At 67.7% G+C, this 15,772-nt stretch carries 18 protein-coding genes; 6 read left to right on the top strand and 12 right to left on the bottom strand.

The genetic code is table 11. From position 1 onward, the window contains the following. Window positions 1–4: 4 nt before the first annotated feature. A complete protein-coding gene (locus N415_RS11440) occupies window positions 5–790 on the bottom strand; it encodes a spirocyclase AveC family protein (protein ID WP_068181165.1) in 786 nt (261 codons plus the stop codon). 173 nt (window positions 791–963) lie between these two features. On the opposite strand from N415_RS11440, the gene N415_RS11435 reads away from it, so the two are divergent. Together N415_RS11435 and N415_RS11430 are read left to right on the top strand one after the other, a co-directional pair. After that, a complete protein-coding gene (locus N415_RS11435) occupies window positions 964–1,602 on the top strand; it encodes a TetR/AcrR family transcriptional regulator (protein WP_193376434.1) in 639 nt (212 codons plus the stop codon). An 8-nt stretch (window positions 1,603–1,610) separates the two neighbouring features. After that, the gene (locus tag N415_RS11430) at window positions 1,611–2,810 is read left to right on the top strand and encodes a cytochrome P450 (RefSeq protein ID WP_068181160.1); all 1,200 of its coding nucleotides are present in this window, start codon (window positions 1,611–1,613) and stop codon (window positions 2,808–2,810) included. Between the two features lie 81 nt (window positions 2,811–2,891). Here the strand turns inward: N415_RS11430 and N415_RS11425 are convergent, their stop codons facing one another. The 7 genes from N415_RS11425 to N415_RS11395 form a co-directional block, all read right to left on the bottom strand. Next, window positions 2,892–3,881 (bottom strand): alpha/beta fold hydrolase, encoded by a 990-nt coding sequence (locus tag N415_RS11425; protein ID WP_068181156.1) that lies wholly within the window; start codon window positions 3,879–3,881, stop codon window positions 2,892–2,894. A 226-nt stretch (window positions 3,882–4,107) separates the two neighbouring features. Next, window positions 4,108–4,611, bottom strand: coding sequence for a lipoprotein LpqH (locus N415_RS11420; RefSeq protein WP_068181151.1), 504 nt, complete (start codon window positions 4,609–4,611; stop codon window positions 4,108–4,110). A 99-nt stretch (window positions 4,612–4,710) separates the two neighbouring features. Next, window positions 4,711–5,439, bottom strand: a complete 729-nt coding sequence (locus N415_RS11415) for a hypothetical protein (RefSeq protein ID WP_068181148.1) — start codon at window positions 5,437–5,439, stop codon at window positions 4,711–4,713. Further along, on the bottom strand, window positions 5,436–5,849 hold the full coding sequence (locus tag N415_RS11410) for a hypothetical protein (protein ID WP_081665192.1): 414 nt from the start codon (window positions 5,847–5,849) through the stop codon (window positions 5,436–5,438). Before N415_RS11410 ends, N415_RS11415 begins: the two co-directional genes overlap by 4 nt. A gap of 12 nt (window positions 5,850–5,861) precedes the next feature. Next, window positions 5,862–6,725 (bottom strand): LLM class F420-dependent oxidoreductase, encoded by an 864-nt coding sequence (locus tag N415_RS11405; RefSeq protein ID WP_068181145.1) that lies wholly within the window; start codon window positions 6,723–6,725, stop codon window positions 5,862–5,864. Further along, window positions 6,722–7,504: an SDR family oxidoreductase gene (locus N415_RS11400; RefSeq protein WP_068181334.1), complete on the bottom strand. Its 783-nt coding sequence runs from the start codon at window positions 7,502–7,504 to the stop codon at window positions 6,722–6,724. The genes N415_RS11405 and N415_RS11400 overlap by 4 nt, the downstream gene beginning before the upstream one ends. Beyond that, window positions 7,501–8,307, bottom strand: a complete 807-nt coding sequence (locus N415_RS11395; protein WP_068181142.1) for an alpha/beta hydrolase — start codon at window positions 8,305–8,307, stop codon at window positions 7,501–7,503. Before N415_RS11395 ends, N415_RS11400 begins: the two co-directional genes overlap by 4 nt. Window positions 8,308–8,471: 164 nt before the next feature. On the opposite strand from N415_RS11395, the gene N415_RS11390 reads away from it, so the two are divergent. Next, window positions 8,472–9,482 (top strand): 5'-methylthioadenosine/S-adenosylhomocysteine nucleosidase, encoded by a 1,011-nt coding sequence (locus N415_RS11390; protein ID WP_239645504.1) that lies wholly within the window; start codon window positions 8,472–8,474, stop codon window positions 9,480–9,482. Between the two features lies 1 nt (window position 9,483). Here the strand turns inward: N415_RS11390 and N415_RS11380 are convergent, their stop codons facing one another. Further along, the gene (locus tag N415_RS11380; protein ID WP_068181139.1) at window positions 9,484–10,335 is read right to left on the bottom strand and encodes a sulfurtransferase; all 852 of its coding nucleotides are present in this window, start codon (window positions 10,333–10,335) and stop codon (window positions 9,484–9,486) included. Between the two features lie 267 nt (window positions 10,336–10,602). Here N415_RS11380 and N415_RS11375 point away from each other — a divergent pair, with 267 nt between their 5' ends. After that, window positions 10,603–10,935: a DUF732 domain-containing protein gene (locus tag N415_RS11375; protein ID WP_068181138.1), complete on the top strand. Its 333-nt coding sequence runs from the start codon at window positions 10,603–10,605 to the stop codon at window positions 10,933–10,935. Window positions 10,936–10,982: 47 nt separating this feature from the next. Here the strand turns inward: N415_RS11375 and N415_RS11370 are convergent, their stop codons facing one another. Together N415_RS11370 and N415_RS11365 are read right to left on the bottom strand one after the other, a co-directional pair. Next, window positions 10,983–12,107 carry a glycosyltransferase gene (locus N415_RS11370; protein WP_068181135.1) on the bottom strand — a complete coding sequence of 375 codons (1,125 nt, stop codon included), beginning with the start codon at window positions 12,105–12,107 and terminating at the stop codon, window positions 10,983–10,985. 77 nt (window positions 12,108–12,184) lie between these two features. Then, the gene (locus N415_RS11365; protein ID WP_068181132.1) at window positions 12,185–12,967 is read right to left on the bottom strand and encodes a helix-turn-helix transcriptional regulator; all 783 of its coding nucleotides are present in this window, start codon (window positions 12,965–12,967) and stop codon (window positions 12,185–12,187) included. An 84-nt stretch (window positions 12,968–13,051) separates the two neighbouring features. Between N415_RS11365 and N415_RS11360 the strand changes: the two genes are divergently transcribed. Further along, window positions 13,052–14,002, top strand: a complete 951-nt coding sequence (locus tag N415_RS11360) for an LLM class flavin-dependent oxidoreductase (protein WP_068181129.1) — start codon at window positions 13,052–13,054, stop codon at window positions 14,000–14,002. Then, window positions 13,999–14,664 (top strand): maleylpyruvate isomerase family mycothiol-dependent enzyme, encoded by a 666-nt coding sequence (locus N415_RS11355; protein WP_068181124.1) that lies wholly within the window; start codon window positions 13,999–14,001, stop codon window positions 14,662–14,664. Before N415_RS11360 ends, N415_RS11355 begins: the two co-directional genes overlap by 4 nt. A gap of 186 nt (window positions 14,665–14,850) precedes the next feature. Here N415_RS11355 and budA read toward each other — a convergent pair whose 3' ends face one another. Continuing rightward, the gene (budA, locus tag N415_RS11350) at window positions 14,851–15,633 is read right to left on the bottom strand and encodes an acetolactate decarboxylase (RefSeq protein ID WP_081665191.1); all 783 of its coding nucleotides are present in this window, start codon (window positions 15,631–15,633) and stop codon (window positions 14,851–14,853) included. Between the last annotated feature and the right edge of the window lie 139 nt (window positions 15,634–15,772).

Here is a 15,772-nt window from a genome sequence, read left to right as displayed (position 1 = left end):
GCGGCTACTTGGGCTGGTTCGGCACGCCCGGGAACAACTGTTCGGTCGGCCCCGCGGTCACCCAGCCGCCCAGCTTCGTCACCAGGTGCGGCGCGAAAACAGCGCCGTAGAGCAGGTTTCCGACGACGACGATCGCGGCGATCGACAGCACCGACGACTGCAGGCGAGTCTTCGATCTCTTGTCGGCCCACATCTCGATGACGTTGCGTCCCTGCGCGTCGGTGCGCCCGAGCAGGTAGGTGAAGACCATCATCTGTATGCCCATCGCGAGGGAGTCGTAGAGCGGGTATTGGTGAATGGTGCCCTCGCGTATCGCCAGCCCGGGGATGACGCGTCCGTAGTAGAAGACGCCGAGCTTGGCTCCCAGGAACCCGTTGAACAGCAGCGCCCAGCAGAAGCCGACGACGAGCCCGACGATGAGGAGGGTGGTTGGCCTGCGCCACTGGAACTTTGCGCTCAACCACCGCCCCAGCGCCGCCCCGGTCACGGCCGGGAGCACGAAGTAGGAGATGTAGCCGATGGGAACGAACGAGGGCAACCCACCCCAGGTCACGTTCAGCGGCCACCATGACGGCATCCGCGGAATGGCGGGCGGGAACTGGGCGTACATCGCCCAGTCGTAGGGCGCCTCGATCCACGAGAACGAGATCGCCGAGATGCAGAGAAGCAGCAGCGGGTGTATCCGGCGTTGGCGAATGCTCAGGTAGACACCGATCGCGGTGAATGTGATGCCACCGACGAGGGCGAAGCCGCTGGCCGCCTGCATCACGGGCGTCATCCCGCTGCTCATCGACCGCCCTCGTGTCCGCAGGAGCGGCGCGCCTCGGGATCGAAACGCACCACCAGGCCAAAGATCAGGACGATCAACCCGAACAGCGTGCCCAGCATGATGGCAGCACCCACGTCGGCACCCCTTCCAGCTTCGGGTCGATCCTCAAGATAGTGCATGCTATCTTAAAAGTCGTGCCCCAGCGACCCCCGGTTACCGCGGCCACGCGCCGGCCCCGCGGCGCGCCGCGCAAACTGCTGCTCGACGCCGCGCGGGAGCTGTTCGCGCGGCAGGACTACCGCGGCACCACCACACGCGAAATCGCCCAGGCCGCAGGCGTAACCGAACACCTGCTGTTCCGCCACTTCGGCTCGAAGGCGGCGCTGTTCCGCGAGGCCCTCGTCGCACCGTTCACCAGCTTCGTCGACGAGTTCGGCCGCACCTGGCAGGCGGTCGTGCCCGAGGAGACCAAGGAGGAGGACCTGGCGGGCCATTTCGTCGGGCAGCTCTACGACGTGTTCGTGGAACACCAGGGTCTGCTCTTGACGCTGATGGCGTCGGAGGCGCTCAGCGACGAGGAGAAAGCCGACGCCGGCATCGACGACGTCCGGCGCGCCCTCACGGTGCTCGGCCAGATCAGCGCCGAGGGCATGCACCTGCGCGGGTTGCGGTCGGATCACCCTGACCTGCCGGCGCATTCGACGGTGGCGATGATCGCCGGCATGGCCGCATTGCGATCGACCTACTTCGGCAGAAAGCAGCCGGCGCGGGAAGTGATCGTCGACGAACTCGTCCAGGCGATCCTGCACGGCTTCCTGCACCGAAACGACTGAGAGGCAAGATGTTACGTTCAGCTGAGCTGTATTACGACCCTTACGACGTCGCCATCGACGATGACCCCTACCCGGTGTGGAAACGCATGCGCGCGGAGGCACCGTTGTATTACAACGAGAAGTACAACTTCTACGCGCTGAGCCGGTACGAGGACGTGGCGCGCGAACTGCCGAACTGGGAGACCTACCGATCCGGACGCGGCACCACCGCCGACATCCTGTTCAACAACATCGAGGTGCCGCCCGGCATCCTGCTGTTCGAGGATCCGCCCCTGCACGACCTGCACCGCAAACTGCTGTCCCGGGTTTTCACGCCGCGACGCATGCTGGCCGTCGAGTCCATGGTGCGTGGGTTTTGCGTCCGCGAACTCGACCCGCTGATCGGTGCCGGCGGGTTCGATTTCATCGCCGACCTCGGGGCGATGATGCCGATGCGGACCATCGGCTATCTGTTGGGCATACCCGAGGCGGACCAGGCGAACATCCGGGATCGCAACGGAGCCTTCATCGAAATGGCCGAGGGGCGCAAGCCCGGTGAGGTCAATCCGAATCTGTTCGCGGACACCATCGCGATGTTCGCCGAGTACATCGAATGGCGCGCCGACAACCCCTCCGACGACCTGATGACCGATCTGCTGCGGGCCGAGATCGAAGAACCCGACGGGACCCGACGTCCCCTGTCCCGGACCGAGGTGCTGTCCTACACCGCGATGATCGCGGGTGCCGGCAACGAAACCACCGCTCGCTTAATCGGTTTCATGGGTCAGCTGCTGTCTGATCACCCGGATCAGCGGCGCGAACTCGTCGCCGACCCGTCGCTGATCCCTGGTGCGGTCGAGGAAACGCTGCGCTACGAACCGCCGTCGCCGGTGCAGGCTCGCTACGTCGCCCGCGATGCCGAGCACTACGGCCGCGTGGTGCCGGAAGGGTCGTTCATGTTGCTGCTGAACGGTTCGGCCAACCGGGACGAACGTCGTTTCGCCGATCCGGACCGCTTCGACATTCATCGCCAGGGCGGCCATCTGAGCTTCGGGCAGGGCCTGCACTTCTGCCTCGGCTCGGCCCTGGCCCGGATGGAAGCCCGAGTCGCCTTCGAGGAGGTCCTCAAACGCTGGCCCGATTGGGAAGTCGACTACGCCAACGCCCAGCGGGCGCACACCGCCAGCGTGCGCGGGTGGGCGCGCCTGCCCGTCGTCACCCGGGGATAGCCGGCCCCGCGCCCAATGCCCGGCCAGCCGGGCGCTCGGGCTCGACTACCCGGCCAGCCGGGCGTTCGGCGGGCGTGACGGCTAGGAGAAGCTTTCGTCGACCAGCACGGCGCCGCCGGGCTGATTGCCGAGCGTCTGAAGCGGGATGTCCCCGCCCTGGGCCGTGAGGCGAACGATCTGGGCCAGTTCGCCGGGGGCATCGCACTGCAGGTAGTGGTCGGCGCTGGGCACCACCCAGTAGCGGTTGCGACCGGGCTTGCTCTTCAGATACGTCTGCCAGACGTAGTTGGGAACACGCACAGGTGAGACGTTGTCATGGATGCCCCACACCACCGTGGTGTTGACGGGGTTCTTGGAAAGCGCCTCCAGCCAACCGGTTTCGTCGGCGGCCCGTTCCTTGAGGTATTGAATGGTGTCCGGCAGCACGCGGATGCCGTCGTTGTGGGCGAAGCATCGCGCCAGCGCGGCGATCTCCGGGTCTTCCAGTGTCCGTCGCGGCATGAAGGTGCTGACGCCCAGGCCGGCGGCGAGCATCTCCGGCGTGGTCGCCGCCGCGGTGTCCCGCCCGGTCGCGGCGTCGAGCAGGGCGGTCTGGAACACGGTCAGGTTCGCCAGCGGGAGATAGATGTTGGCGTTGGTCAGGATGAGGTCGACGGGCACCACGGGCGGGTCCTGGGCCGCCAACATCTCCAGCGCGATCATGCCGACGCTGCTGCCGCGATCGTGCGTGAGCATGCGGAATTCGGTCAGCTTCCACACCTGGGTGATCGCGTAGACGAGCAGGCGCGCATCGTCGTACAACGAATAGACGTACGGGGCCGGCGGCTTGTCGGACAATCCGTAGCCGGGAAAGTCGAGCACGAACATGTCGAACTCTGAGGCCAGCTCGTGGGACAGGCCGAAGTAGTCGATGCTCGACGTCGGAAAGCCGTGCACCAGCACCAGCGCGGGTGCCCCGGGGGTACCGCAACGACGGCTGAACACCGTCACTTCCTGCCCGTCGTTGGCGGCCGTCGTCGACCGCCACCGCAGCTCGGTCCCGCCGCTTTGCCACTCCGCGAAGATGTCCAAGCTGACAGCATCGCAGAGGCGGTCGCGGTGGACAACCAGGCATCGATAATTCCCAGGCATCACAGGAAATTTGGGATGCGCCGCTGTGCCAGCCTCATAGCGACAGCTGGTTGCCGTTACCGCTTGTCGCTCTGAGGCGGGCAAAAAGCCACCCAACCTCCTGCGGTGACTCGAGTGACAGATGAGGCCCGAAAAGCAAACTGCGGCAGTTGGTTTAAGGTGTCGCTCAGGGGCAGGTCACGTGAATCCCGAACGTCACCTGGTGCACGTCGCCCTGATTGGGCGACACTCCCTGGCCCGTCCCGGTCACGGTGTAACTCTTGCCGTCCTTCGTCGCCTGCACCTGGGTCGCGGACTGGGGCGCCTGGTAGGGCAGCTGGTACTCACCGGATCCCGCCTTGAGCGACAGGGAAAAGCCGTCGACGCTCGGCGGCTTTTCGTCCGACAGCGCCAGCGACACCGAAGCCGAATCGTCGTGAACGCTGATGCGGGTGGTCAGGTCCCCGGACTCCGCGGGTGTGGCGCTGGGTTGTGCCGCCGTCGCGGTGCATTCGACCTTCGTCATGATCGTGTGTTTGTTGCCGCCGATCATGACGGTCGTGCTCGGCGGGGCCGCGCTGGTGCTCGTGGCAGAAGATGGCTGGCCGCTCTTGCTCGAGCAGGCCGGCAGGGTGGCCGCCACGGCGATCACGCCGAGCGCGGCGGCGAGAACGAGTCGCGAACTGGTCATCTCACGTCCTTTGCTAGAGCTCAGAAGGACTATAGAGGCCGTGCGTTGCGGCGAGGTCTCATCCCTCTGGCGACCCGCCGAACGGCGGATCCGCGCAGTTCACGGCCACGCTTCCCAGCTGACCATCGTTCGTAACGGTCCCGCGAACAGGGGCCGCACCGCGCCCGACCGCCACCGTTCCTCGATGAGCGGAGCCAGCGCGTCGACGGTGGTGAGCGGGTCGGCGTCGAGGTAAACGACGGTGGTGTATTGGTGGTCCGTCAGCCACCCCGCGGGTAGGTGGCTCCACCCGGTACTCGTACCGAAAGTCCAAGCGCCGGCGGTGCCGGGCGCGGCGAGCAGCGCCGGATGGTGTTCGGCGTGCAGCCATTGCAGCCACGTGTCGGGGCGGCCTTCGGTGGGTTCCTCGATGATCAGCACGATGCCGCGGTGCGGCCGAAAGGGCACCACCTCGGGCGAGATGAGGGCGTGCGGCGCGGCCTGCCACTGCAGCAGCCGCAGGCCGGCCACCTGTAGCGACGGGCGCGTGACGGGAAAGCGGCCGTTTTCCCGCAGCGAGCGGCCGAGCGCGACGAAGTCGTCGAAGGTTTGTTCAACGGGGTCACCGATCAGGTAGTGCACCACGTTGCCCACCTGCGCCAGCGGCCCGTCGGCCGCCAGGCGGTGTTCGGGGTAGGCGCCGTCGGCGATCCAGCGCAGCCCGTGGACGATGCCCGGCAGTTGGTATTGCTCGGGCATGTGATCCAGCAGGTGCCAACGCAGATAGCTGCCGTCGTCGTCGGGTGCGGGAGGGGTAAGGCTGAAAAAGCCTGCCTTGACACGGTTCACGTGCCCGGTCCGATCACGAAGCACCGGCCGCTGCTGCTGGTGAGCAACACCTCTTGGACGGCCGACTTGTCGATGGTCGCGAACTCGAAGCGGTGCACCTGTTGCCCGGCTTCGATGTTGGCGTCCTGAGACTCGGTGGTGCCGTCCTTCTTGCGTACCAGGGCCGTGACCTTGTCGGGCTTCGAAATGTTCTGCGGCTCATGGAAGTACCACACCTCGATGCCGGCGCCCGAGCCCTGCCAGCCGTCGGCGTAATAACATCCCGGGTTGCCGTCGGCGTCCGGCGGCGGTGGCGGGCATATCGACAGGCCGACGCATGATGGCGTGCCGGTGGCCGTGGCCGGGGAAACTATCGCATGGGCCCCGGACACCAACAAAAGCATGGCCAGCACTCGGATCGCCTTCGACATGGAAGCCCTTTCCTACGACGTTTTCAGTTCCGCGAGCGCCGCCAGATTGTCCAGATACTGTTGCAGCGAGGCGTCTTTGAAGATCGCGCTGACGATGGTGGCGCCGTGCGCGCCGAGCTCGCCGAGCACGTCGCGGGTGCGTTCCGGCTCGTTGATCGGATCCAGCGGCGCCGACGGCGGCAGCACGACCTCGAAGCCGGGCGGAAGGTCGAAACGGCCCAGCCATTCTCGGACCTGCTGCGGGCTGACGTTGAAGGGGGCCCAGCCGTCGGCCAGGGTCGCGGCGCGGCGCAGCGATCGCAGCGTACGCCCGCCGATCCAGATGGGGACGCGTTCCTGGACCGCGCAGGGATCGACGACCATCCCACCGAACGAATAGAACTCGCCATGGTAGGCGGGTTCGGGGACGGACAGCGAGGCGCGAAGCGCGCGCAGCGCGTCGTCACCGCGTGGCCCGCGGTCGTCGAACGGGGCGCCCAGGAGCTCGAACTCCTCCTTGAGGCTGCCCACCCCGACCCCGAGGATGAGCCGGCCGTTGCTGACCTTGTCCAGGGTGCCGTAGCGCTTGGCGATCTCGAGCGGATGGTGGTACCCGAGCACCAGCACGTGGGTGGCCAACCGGATCCGCCGGGTGCGCGCCGCGAGGTAGCCCAGCGTGGCCAACGGATCCCAGTAGCGGGCACCGCGGCGGGAGCGCTCGGCGGCGGGCAGCGCGATGTGCTCGCTACACGTCAGGTGGTGATAGCCGAGTCGGTCTGCGGCCTCGGCGATCTGGGCGAGATCCTCGATGGACGCGTCTCGGGTCCATTCGCTGCTACCGGGCAGCATGGTCACCACGGGTGTGGCCACCGATAGTTTGACTGCGGCGGTGCTCATCCCTGCATGTATCCTCCGGCGTCGACGGGGATGGATTGGCCGGTGATGGTTCGGCTCTCGTCGCTGGCCAGGAACAGCGCCAGGTTGGCGACGTCCAACGGCGAGGAAATGTCTTGCAGCGCTACCCCTTTGAGTGACCTGGCGCGTTGGGTTTCGTAGTCGACCCCTTGCTCGTCGGCGGTGCGTTGCACCCACTTGCGAAACAGGTCGGTGTCGATGGCGCCGGGCACGATGCAGTTGCACCGGATGCCGTACGGACCGACCTCTAGCGCAACTGCTTTGGTGAACGCGCGCAGCGACGCCTTGGCGGCGACGTAGTGGGTCTTGCGGACCATCCCGCCGTAGCTGGCCGTCGAGGAGAAGTTCAGGATGACCCCTCGCCGGCGTTGCAGCATCGACCGGTTGAGCACCTCGCGGGTGCACAGCATGGCCGCGGTGACGTCGACGGCGATGGTCGCGTTCCAGTTGTCCAGCGTCTGCTCCCAGATCCAGCGGTCCTGGCCGGGCGCGGCGGCGTTGTTGCACAGGATGTCCACCTGGCCGAACTCGTCGACGGCCCGCGCCACCATGGCGGCGACGTCGTCCTCGTTGGTGACGTCGGCGCGCATCGCGACCGCGCCCGGACCCGCCGCTGCCGCGGCGTCGCGGACCAGCTCTTCCCGCCGCGCGGCCAGCAGCACCCGGGCGCCTTCCGCGACGAACAGCGACCCCATCACCGGCCCCAGGCCGCTGCTGGCGCCGGTGATGATCGCGGCCTTGCCGTCGAGCCGCCCGGTCATTTCGGCGACGCCGCCGGACAACGGGTTTCGAGCCAGGCGTGAATTCGCTCGGCCACGTCGGCCCAGCCGGGCTCGAGCATCATGTCGTGCGCCATTCCCGGAATGAACTGCGCCTCGGTGTGATATGCCCTCGCGGTCGCCCGCACTTCCCGTGTCGAGAAAAGGATGTCGTTTTCGGCCCCGAGGACCAAAACCGGGGTGTTGACGAGGGAGGGCGTCGGCAGATCGAGCCACAGCATGCCGAGCACGTGTTTGCCCACATACTCCTCGTCAAGCCCGGCCGCGTAGCGCGCCACGTCGGCGAGGGGAGTCGAGTCGGAAAAGAAGCTTTCCCGGGCCAATTCGGCGGTGCGGCCCATACTCCCCTTGGATTTGGTGATGGCGAGGTGCCGCGCGGTCAGCCACGGGTGCAGCCTGAACCGGCGCAGCAGGAATCTGGCGATCCCGCTGGGCGGCACGGACGCGAGTAGGACGGCGGCCGGCGCGTCGTGCGACTCGAGATACTTCTGCACCACAAAGCCGCCCATGGAGTGCCCGATCACCACCGGCCGTTCGGGCAGGCCGTCGGCGACCGAGGCGACGTCGTCGACGAAGTCCGCCATCGAGCAGAACTGCATGGCTTTGGGCGCGGGGCTCTTCCCGTGACCGCGCAGGCTGACGGCCACCGACCGATAGCCCTTCGCCGCGAAGAAGTCCAAGAAATGCTCGTCCCAGCACCAGGCGCCGTGCCAGGCGCCGTGGACGAACAACAAGGGCGTTTTGCCGGAGCCGCCGTTCGGTCCCTTGTCGATCACTTCAAGCACGCCGTTGAGACTAGCGGCAATAACGACACGAAATCGCTAAACAAAAAGAACGATAACGAATATTCAGCCGCACCCTCGATGCGCGAAAATCAAGCCATCACATTAGCCACATCGATAAGGCAGCGAGTCTCGGCATTCATGACCGACAAAAAACCAGGGGGAGCGTGCTCAAGCCTTTTCGCGTCGCCGCCATGGTGGCGCTCGCGCTGTCGGTGGGCGCCGGCGTGGCCGCCGCCGAGCCCGCAGGCGCGCCGGAGGTGACGACGGATTCCTGCGAACAGCGCACGCTGGTGCTGTCCGCCTTCCCGGCCGAGGCCGATGCCGTGCTGTCGTTCACCGCGCTGGACCCCCACCCGGTGGTGCGGTCCGAGCGCCGGCGCTATTACCTCGGGACGATCGGCGGCAAGAAGGTGATCGTGGCGATGACGGGCATCGGCCTGGTGAACGCCACCGAGACCGCCCAAACCGCCTTCACGCGGTTCACCTGCGCGTCGTCGGTTTCCATTGGGGCGGTGGTGTTCTCGGGCGTCGCCGGGGGCGGCGCGCGCGTCAACATTGGGGACGTGGCGGTGCCGGCCCGCTGGAGCCTGGATCGGGGCGCGACGTTTCACCCCGTCGACCCTGGCATGCTGGCCGCGGCCCAGGCGCTGAGCGTCGACCTGGAAAGCGTTAACTACCTTGGCAATCCGATCTGCCTGTGCGAGAACGCTCCCCGCGTCAAGCTGATCAACCTGAAGCGCCAGCCGAGGCTGGTGGTCGGCGGCGACGGTTCCAGCTCCGACAACAACAACGGCCGCGCGTTCCCGTGCATACCGAACGGCGGCGACGTGTTCGGCTGCCAACCCTGCAGCGCGCCGGATCGCTCGCTTTTCTACACCGGCAACTTCTTTCAGGCGGCGGGGCCGTGGCTGCGAAACTCACTGATCAGCAACCTGAACATCGCGTCGACGGCCAACCCGGCCTTCGACGCGACGGACAACGAGACGGCGGCGGTGCAGGCGGTCGCCGACGCGCACGGCGTGCCGTTCCTGGGCATCCGCGGGGTTTCGGACGGCGCGGGCGACCCGCTGGGCCTGCCGGGGTTCCCGTTCGAGTTCTTCTTCTACAAGCAAATCGCGGCGGAAAACGCGGCCCGGGTAACCGCGGCCTTCCTGCAGAGCTGGGCCGGCGTCTGAGTCACTCGGCGCCGCGGGCAACCGGGCGGCTGGGATCCGAACACCACTCCGACCACGACCCCGGATACAGCGCCGCCTCTCGGCCCGCCGCGGCGAGCGCAGCGATCGTGATGGCCGCGGTGACGCCCGAGCCGCAATAGACGCCCATCGGGCCCTCGCGATCGATGCCGTGGTCGGACAGCAGTTGGTCAAGCGCGTAATCGCCGACGAAGGTCCCGTCGCCCGCCAGGACGGCGCCGCTGGGAAGGTTTTTCGCGCCGGGAATGTGGCCGGCGACGGGGTCGAGGGGTTCGACGTCGCCCCGAAACCGTTCGGGGGCACGAGCATCGAGCAGCGTCATAACCTCGCCAACTTGGGCGGCCGCCAACGTGGGTCGTCCGCCCGCGTACAGATCATCGTGCGGCACAACCACATTCCCGGGCGGCGGATCGACCGGGCCGGTGTCGAGGGCCCGTCCCGACGCGCGCCACGCGGTCAGGCCGCCGTCCAGGATGCGCACGTTTTCCAGCCCCGCCGCCGTCAGCACCCACCACGCCCGCGCGGAGCCGGCACGGTTCCAGTCGTCGTAGACGACGACCAAATCGTCTTGGCCGACGCCCCATCGGCGCGCGGCCGTCTCCAGGCTGCGCCCGGACGGCAGCGGGTGGCGCCCCCGGCCGGCCAGGCCGTGGTCGCTCAGCTCGTCCTCGAGCGACACGTACACCGCGCCCGGCAGGTGGCCCGCCAGGTAGGCCGCGCGGCCGTCGGGTTCGTCCAGGCGCCAACGCACGTCGAGTATCGCGAGCGGGTCGCCGCCCTCCATGGCGGCGGCCAGCTCGGTGGCCGTGATCAGCACCTGGTCGCGGGCCTCCACTAGTGCACCTCCTTGCGTCTCCCGCGAGCCTAGCCGCGGGCCAAGAAGTAAACGCCGTCGGAACCGAAGGTGAACTCTTGCGGTCCCCGACGAGGTCGGCGGCGCGGTCAGAATTAAACTCGACCAGAACTAAAACTGAACGGCGGATTGAAGTTTGGCTTTCGGCGTGCGGTCCCGCGAGAAGACTATTGACCATGGAACCGCTCGCACGCGAGGATTAATTACAGTGGGCTTCCGGCCCGTGTGGTTTTCGAAAGTGATGGGGAAATGAAGAAGAAGCTTACTGCGGTCGCGTTCGGCGCGTTCCTGGCTTTCACGTGGGTGCCCGCAGCCGTCGCGCACGCCGACCAGACGGACCAGGACTTCGCGGAATACCTGGCGGGGCACGGCATCAACTTGGGTTCGCCGTCACAGGTGGTGAACATGGCACGCACCATGTGCAAGGACCTCGAGGCGGGCTACACCCAGAAGGATGAGATCGACCAGCTGACCGGGTCGCACAAGCTGACCCAGGCGCAGGCCGAGACGTTCATCGGCGCGGCCACCGCGGACTACTGCCCCGGCAAGCACCCGGAAAACAAGCCCAGCGGCGGCGGATAGCCCCGGGTCTCTGCTCGCCGAGTCGGCTTGAGCTGCGGTTAGCAGCGCTACGCGCTTTCTTTGGTTTCGCCGGTCCCCAACGACGCCAGCATGCCGGCCGCGGCGCGTTCCCAAGTGAAGTTCTCCGCGCGGCGCCGCGCGGAGCGACGGCGGTGGTTTTCCGGTCGACCGACAATCGCGCCGACCGCCCACGCGATGGCGAAGGGGTCGTTGTCGGCCAGCGCGCCGCTGTCCGGGGTGATGATCTCGGTCAGCGCCGACGTGCGCGACACGACGGCCGGTGTCCCGCATGCCAGCGATTCCAGCGCGGCCAGCCCGAACGTCTCATGCGGGCCCGGCGCCAGCGTCACGTCGGCGGTGGCCAGCAGCTCGGCGACGGTGCGCCGGTTGTTGATGAAGCCGGTGAAGTCGATCGGAAGGCGGGAGGCCTGCCTTTCCAGCCTGGCCCGCAACGGCCCCTCGCCCACGACGACCAGCCGGGCGTCGACGCCGGCATGGCACAGCGCGCCTAGGGCGTCGATGCTGCGGTCGACGCGCTTTTCCACCGACAGCCGGCCGCAGTGCACCAGCAGGATCTGCTCTGGGGTGGCCCAGCGCCGCCGCACCAGATAGGAGTGCCGGCGCGGGTGGAACGTCTGCAGGTCCACGCCCAGGGGCACGGTGACGGTGTTGGTGGCGCCGATCCGGTCGAACTCTTCGCGCGCGAACGCGGTGGTGCACACCACGGTGTCGTAGTTGGCGGCGGTGCGCCGGTTGGCGAAGTCCGCGAACTTCTCCGCGCTGCGCCGCGGAAGTACTTGCCCCACAAGGCGATCCAGGCGCTCGTGGGAGATCATCACCGTGTTGGCGCCGTATTCGCGGCCCCAAGGCCCCAGCGACCGCAGGGTGAGCCGGTCGGAGACCTCCAACGCGTCGGGCTTCAGCGCCGCCAGCAGCGCCTTGACGGGTCCCGGCATCACCGCGCGGTAGCCGCCGGTGAAGGGAATCAACCGGGCGGGCATGGTTATTCGCACCACGCCCGTGGGCAGCTCCGTGCGTTCGGCGTTTCGGCCGGGGACGATCAGGAACACCTCATGCCCGGCGGCGCAGTATTCGGCGCCGAGCCGGTCCACCGCGGTGCGCAGGCCGCCGGAGCGGGGGCCATAGAAGTTGGCGACCTGTGCAACGCGCATAACGTGAGGACACGCGGCGCGTATGTGCATTCATCGATGTGGAACCGTCGCGTGCCTGAACACTCCGTGAATTCGCCTCACCTGCTGTGACGGCGGGCGAGAATCGCGGCGGTTTCCCGGTCGGCGGGCAGGAACGCCTCGAGGCGCAGCTCCGACACGGTGACATCGAGCGCCGTGACGAACGTCGAGATCGTCGCGATCAGCCGCACGTCACCGTCGGGGGAGCGCAGGTGCAGCGGCACCGCGAACCCGAGCGATTCGATCGGCCGCCCGCCCGGCGTCGGCACGCCGTATCCCTCGAGTTCCTCGATCAGCGCGTCGATGCGCGGGTGTGGACCGCGCTCGCGCAGGCCATGCAGAATGTGGCGCCGCCAATCGTCGAGGTTCACGATGCGCGCCGCCATGCCCTCCGGATGCAGCGCGACGCGCAACACGTTGACCGGCGGCTCCAGCAGCCACTCCGCCACCCCGTCGGTCAGGAGTCCGAACGCCCCGTTGGCGGCGACCAATTCGCCGAAGCCGTCCATGACCATCGCCGGATACGGCAGATGGCCGTCGAGCACATGCTGCAACGCCTCTCGCACCGGTTGCAGCAGCAGCGCGTCGGGCGCCGACTCCGGATACGCGGGCGCGAACCCCGCCGCCGATAGCAGCGAGTTGCGTTGCCGCAGCGACAGCTGCAGCGAGTCGGCCAGCCGGCTGACGATGTCGCGCCCCGGCACCGATCGACCCTGCTCCAAGTAGCTCAGGTGCCGTTGGGTGGTGCCGGCATCGTTGGCCAGGTCGATCTGGCTGAGCCGTCGCCGATTACGCCACTCCCGCAGCGCCGTGCCGAAGTCGCCCTGCACCGAAACCGACATGCAAACAGTCAACCCGTTCGCGGCGCTGGCCGCTATTCCCTCGAGGGAATTGCCGCGCGCCAGTGCGGGCGACACGATCGCCGTATGAATCAGCCACTCCGCCTCGGCGTGATGCCTCCCCTGGCCGCCGAACCATGGGCCGGTACCGACCTGCGCCGCCTACTCGACTTTGCCCGCGCCGTCGAGGATCTGGGGTTCGACTCGCTGTGGGCAAACGACTCGTTGGTGCGTCCGCGCATCGAAGCGCTGACGTTTCTGTCGGCGGCGGCCGCGGTCACCGATCGGATCACCCTGGGGACCGCCGCCCTGCAGCCCGTGCTGCGGCGGCCGGTGCAGACCGCGCAGGTCCTGGCCTCCATCGATCGGCTGTCGGGCGGGCGATTGGCGGTGGCGGTCGGCGCCGGCTTCCCGGGCTTGTCCGAGGTGGAGTACGCGGCCTCCGAGGTCCCGTGGCGCCGGCGCTTCGCGCGCCTCGACGACACCGTCGCACTATGGCGCCAGCTGTGGAACACCAAGGAGCCCAGTTCGTTTCACGGGGTTGTGCTGCATCTCGACGACATTCCGGCCGGCATCACGCCGTTCAACGCGTCCGACCCGCCGGTATGGCTGGCCGCGGACACGCCTGGTGCGCGGGCCCGCGCCGGCCGTTTCTACGACGGGTGGCTCCCGTATCCTCCGACACCGCAGGCCTATTCGTCTGGTCTGGCCGAGGTGCGGGCCGCCGCCGAGATCGCGGGCCGCGCCGCCGACGCGGTGACGCCGGCCCTGTTCGTTACCGTGCTGATAACGGATGATCCCGACGGCGGGCGGGCGGCTTCGGATCATTTCGCCACCCAGACTTACGGTTTCGGCATCGATGTCGTCGAGCAGATCCAGACGTTCGCGGCGGGGACGCCCGACGCCGTGACCGCAAGGCTGGCGAGCTATATCGACGCTGGCGCGCGGGATCTGGTGTGCCGAATAGCAGTCCTCGGCCCGGACGGATTCATCGAGCAGCTGCGCCAGCTGCGGACGGTGGCGGAGGCGTTGCGATGACCACGATCGTGCGCCCGGGACCCGATCGAGTCGTGACGACCACGGGCCTCGTCAGCGAATACCGCTCGTTCGCCGAACTCATCGGCCAACTCGATGCGTCGCAGTGGACGCGCGAAACCCGTTGCGTCGGCTGGCAGGTGCGTGACGTGGCCGGCCACGTGGTGGGTCAGGCCGTCGACACCGTCAGCGGCGTGATCGGCACGCGTACACCGGACGACCAAGCGGCGGCCTTGCGCGGCGAATCACCGGCCGCGCTCGCCGGGCGGCTGCAGACCGCGGCGGATTCCGTTGCGCGCCTTGCTGTGGTGATCGACGAAGCGAGCTGGTTGGCACCCAGTCCCGTGCCCGGGCTGACCCTCGGCCAGGGCGTGCACGCGCTGCTGAACGACGCCTACGTGCACGGCGACGACATCCGTTGTGCGGTCGGTCTGCCGTTCGACGCCGGGCCGGCCTTGCACGCCAGCCTCGACTTCGTGCTCGGCGCCCTGCTGCGAGATGACGCGGCCGCCGCGGAACCGGCCGTCGCGCGGCTCTTGGGGGCTTCGGTCGAGCAATTCCCGCGGCAAACCGGCATGGCGGCGCATGAGTTTCTCCTGGCCGCCACCGGCCGGGGCGATCCAGCGCACCTGCGGCTGCCCGATTGCGTGAACATCTACCGCTGAGGAAGCGAGCGACCGACCAAGGCGTCTTGTCACATCCGTCACGCTGGCATCTGGCGGGAAGGATGACCCCTCGTGCCCGCCTCTGAGCGACAATTCGCCGTGATGGAGTGTGCGCCCGCAGTTGTCGCTATGAGGCGGGCACGAAGGGTGCCCGCTCGGACGGAGACGCGTGTGGCGGATGTGACTTCAGCGCGGATCGCCTTTGGGCCCTTCGGCCTTCCCGATCCGCTCGGCGAGATCGTCACCGGCCAGTTGCGCGCCGAGAAACCCGCCGGACGTGGGCAGGCTCAGATGCAACTGCGAGGCGCCGCTGACCGAGACCGTGCCGCGCTCGATGGTGAAGTCGAGGACATGGCCGCCGCCGGTCCGGTCATCATTGAGGAAGTGCAGGTGATATCCGGCCACGGAGATGCCCTGTTCGAAATCGGGTGTGCGGAACCCGACGATCGTGCCCGAAACGTCGGTGAATACCGTTTCGGCCTGGTCCTCGGTCGCTTCCGTCAATGGGGGATAGGGCGCTTTTTGCTCCATCACCGTGCGAGTGTGCAGCTCGGCGAAATCACCGACAATCCGGATCGCGTAAATCAGGTTGGGGCTTTGGATTTGGCGGTCAATCGCCGCGCTCACTTCCGCGCGCCCGGTGCGCGTCCGGACCGGGATCGCGAAGTCGGTGTGGAACCGCGTGACCGCCGCGAATGGTGTGCGGTCCGTTGGCTGTGCCCGGGTGGCGGTTCCGTCCGAGCGTAGTCGGTAGCAAATGCCGTCGAGGATCACCATTTCGCCGTCGAGGTGATTGAAGGTGCCCAGGCCGAAGTCGCCGTGCCGAAGGATATCGGCAACGGTGGCGTCGCCGTCGTACACGCCGTCGAGCAGGGCGCTGATCGTCGAGAACTGATACACCTCCCCGCCGTGGTGATGTCCGAGAAGCGTTGCAGCCCAATGGCGGAAAAGCTCGTATGCGTTACTCATGGTCTCGGCTCATTCGAAGGGGTCGTCGTGCAGGTGCGCGGCGAGATCGGTGTTTCGGCTGTAGTCCACCGGGACGTCGATCAGGGTCGGCCCCTCCTCGGCCAACGCCTGGCGCAAGGTGGCGCCGAACTCGTCGAGC

This window comes from Mycobacterium sp. UM_CSW (assembly GCF_000455205.1).
In the GTDB taxonomy this organism is placed as follows: Bacteria; Actinomycetota; Actinomycetes; order Mycobacteriales; family Mycobacteriaceae; genus Mycobacterium.
The sequence above is the reverse complement of the archived record's forward strand: the minus strand, read 5'-3'. Positions and strand labels throughout refer to the sequence as shown.

What these genes read in the sequence shown, in the direction of transcription:
- N415_RS11440 (WP_068181165.1), bottom strand. Translation starts at nt 790, where the DNA reads ATGAGCAGCGGGATGACGCCCGTGATGCAGGCGGCCAGCGGCTTCGCC.
- N415_RS11430 (WP_068181160.1), top strand. Translation starts at nt 1,611, where the DNA reads ATGTTACGTTCAGCTGAGCTGTATTACGACCCTTACGACGTCGCCATC.
- N415_RS11420 (WP_068181151.1), bottom strand. Translation starts at nt 4,611, where the DNA reads ATGACCAGTTCGCGACTCGTTCTCGCCGCCGCGCTCGGCGTGATCGCC.
- N415_RS11410 (WP_081665192.1), bottom strand. Translation starts at nt 5,849, where the DNA reads ATGTCGAAGGCGATCCGAGTGCTGGCCATGCTTTTGTTGGTGTCCGGG.
- N415_RS11405 (WP_068181145.1), bottom strand. Translation starts at nt 6,725, where the DNA reads ATGAGCACCGCCGCAGTCAAACTATCGGTGGCCACACCCGTGGTGACC.
- N415_RS11400 (WP_068181334.1), bottom strand. Translation starts at nt 7,504, where the DNA reads ATGACCGGGCGGCTCGACGGCAAGGCCGCGATCATCACCGGCGCCAGC.
- N415_RS11375 (WP_068181138.1), top strand. Translation starts at nt 10,603, where the DNA reads ATGAAGAAGAAGCTTACTGCGGTCGCGTTCGGCGCGTTCCTGGCTTTC.
- N415_RS11370 (WP_068181135.1), bottom strand. Translation starts at nt 12,107, where the DNA reads ATGCGCGTTGCACAGGTCGCCAACTTCTATGGCCCCCGCTCCGGCGGC.
- N415_RS11365 (WP_068181132.1), bottom strand. Translation starts at nt 12,967, where the DNA reads ATGTCGGTTTCGGTGCAGGGCGACTTCGGCACGGCGCTGCGGGAGTGG.
- N415_RS11360 (WP_068181129.1), top strand. Translation starts at nt 13,052, where the DNA reads ATGAATCAGCCACTCCGCCTCGGCGTGATGCCTCCCCTGGCCGCCGAA.
- N415_RS11355 (WP_068181124.1), top strand. Translation starts at nt 13,999, where the DNA reads ATGACCACGATCGTGCGCCCGGGACCCGATCGAGTCGTGACGACCACG.
- budA (WP_081665191.1), bottom strand. Translation starts at nt 15,633, where the DNA reads ATGAGTAACGCATACGAGCTTTTCCGCCATTGGGCTGCAACGCTTCTC.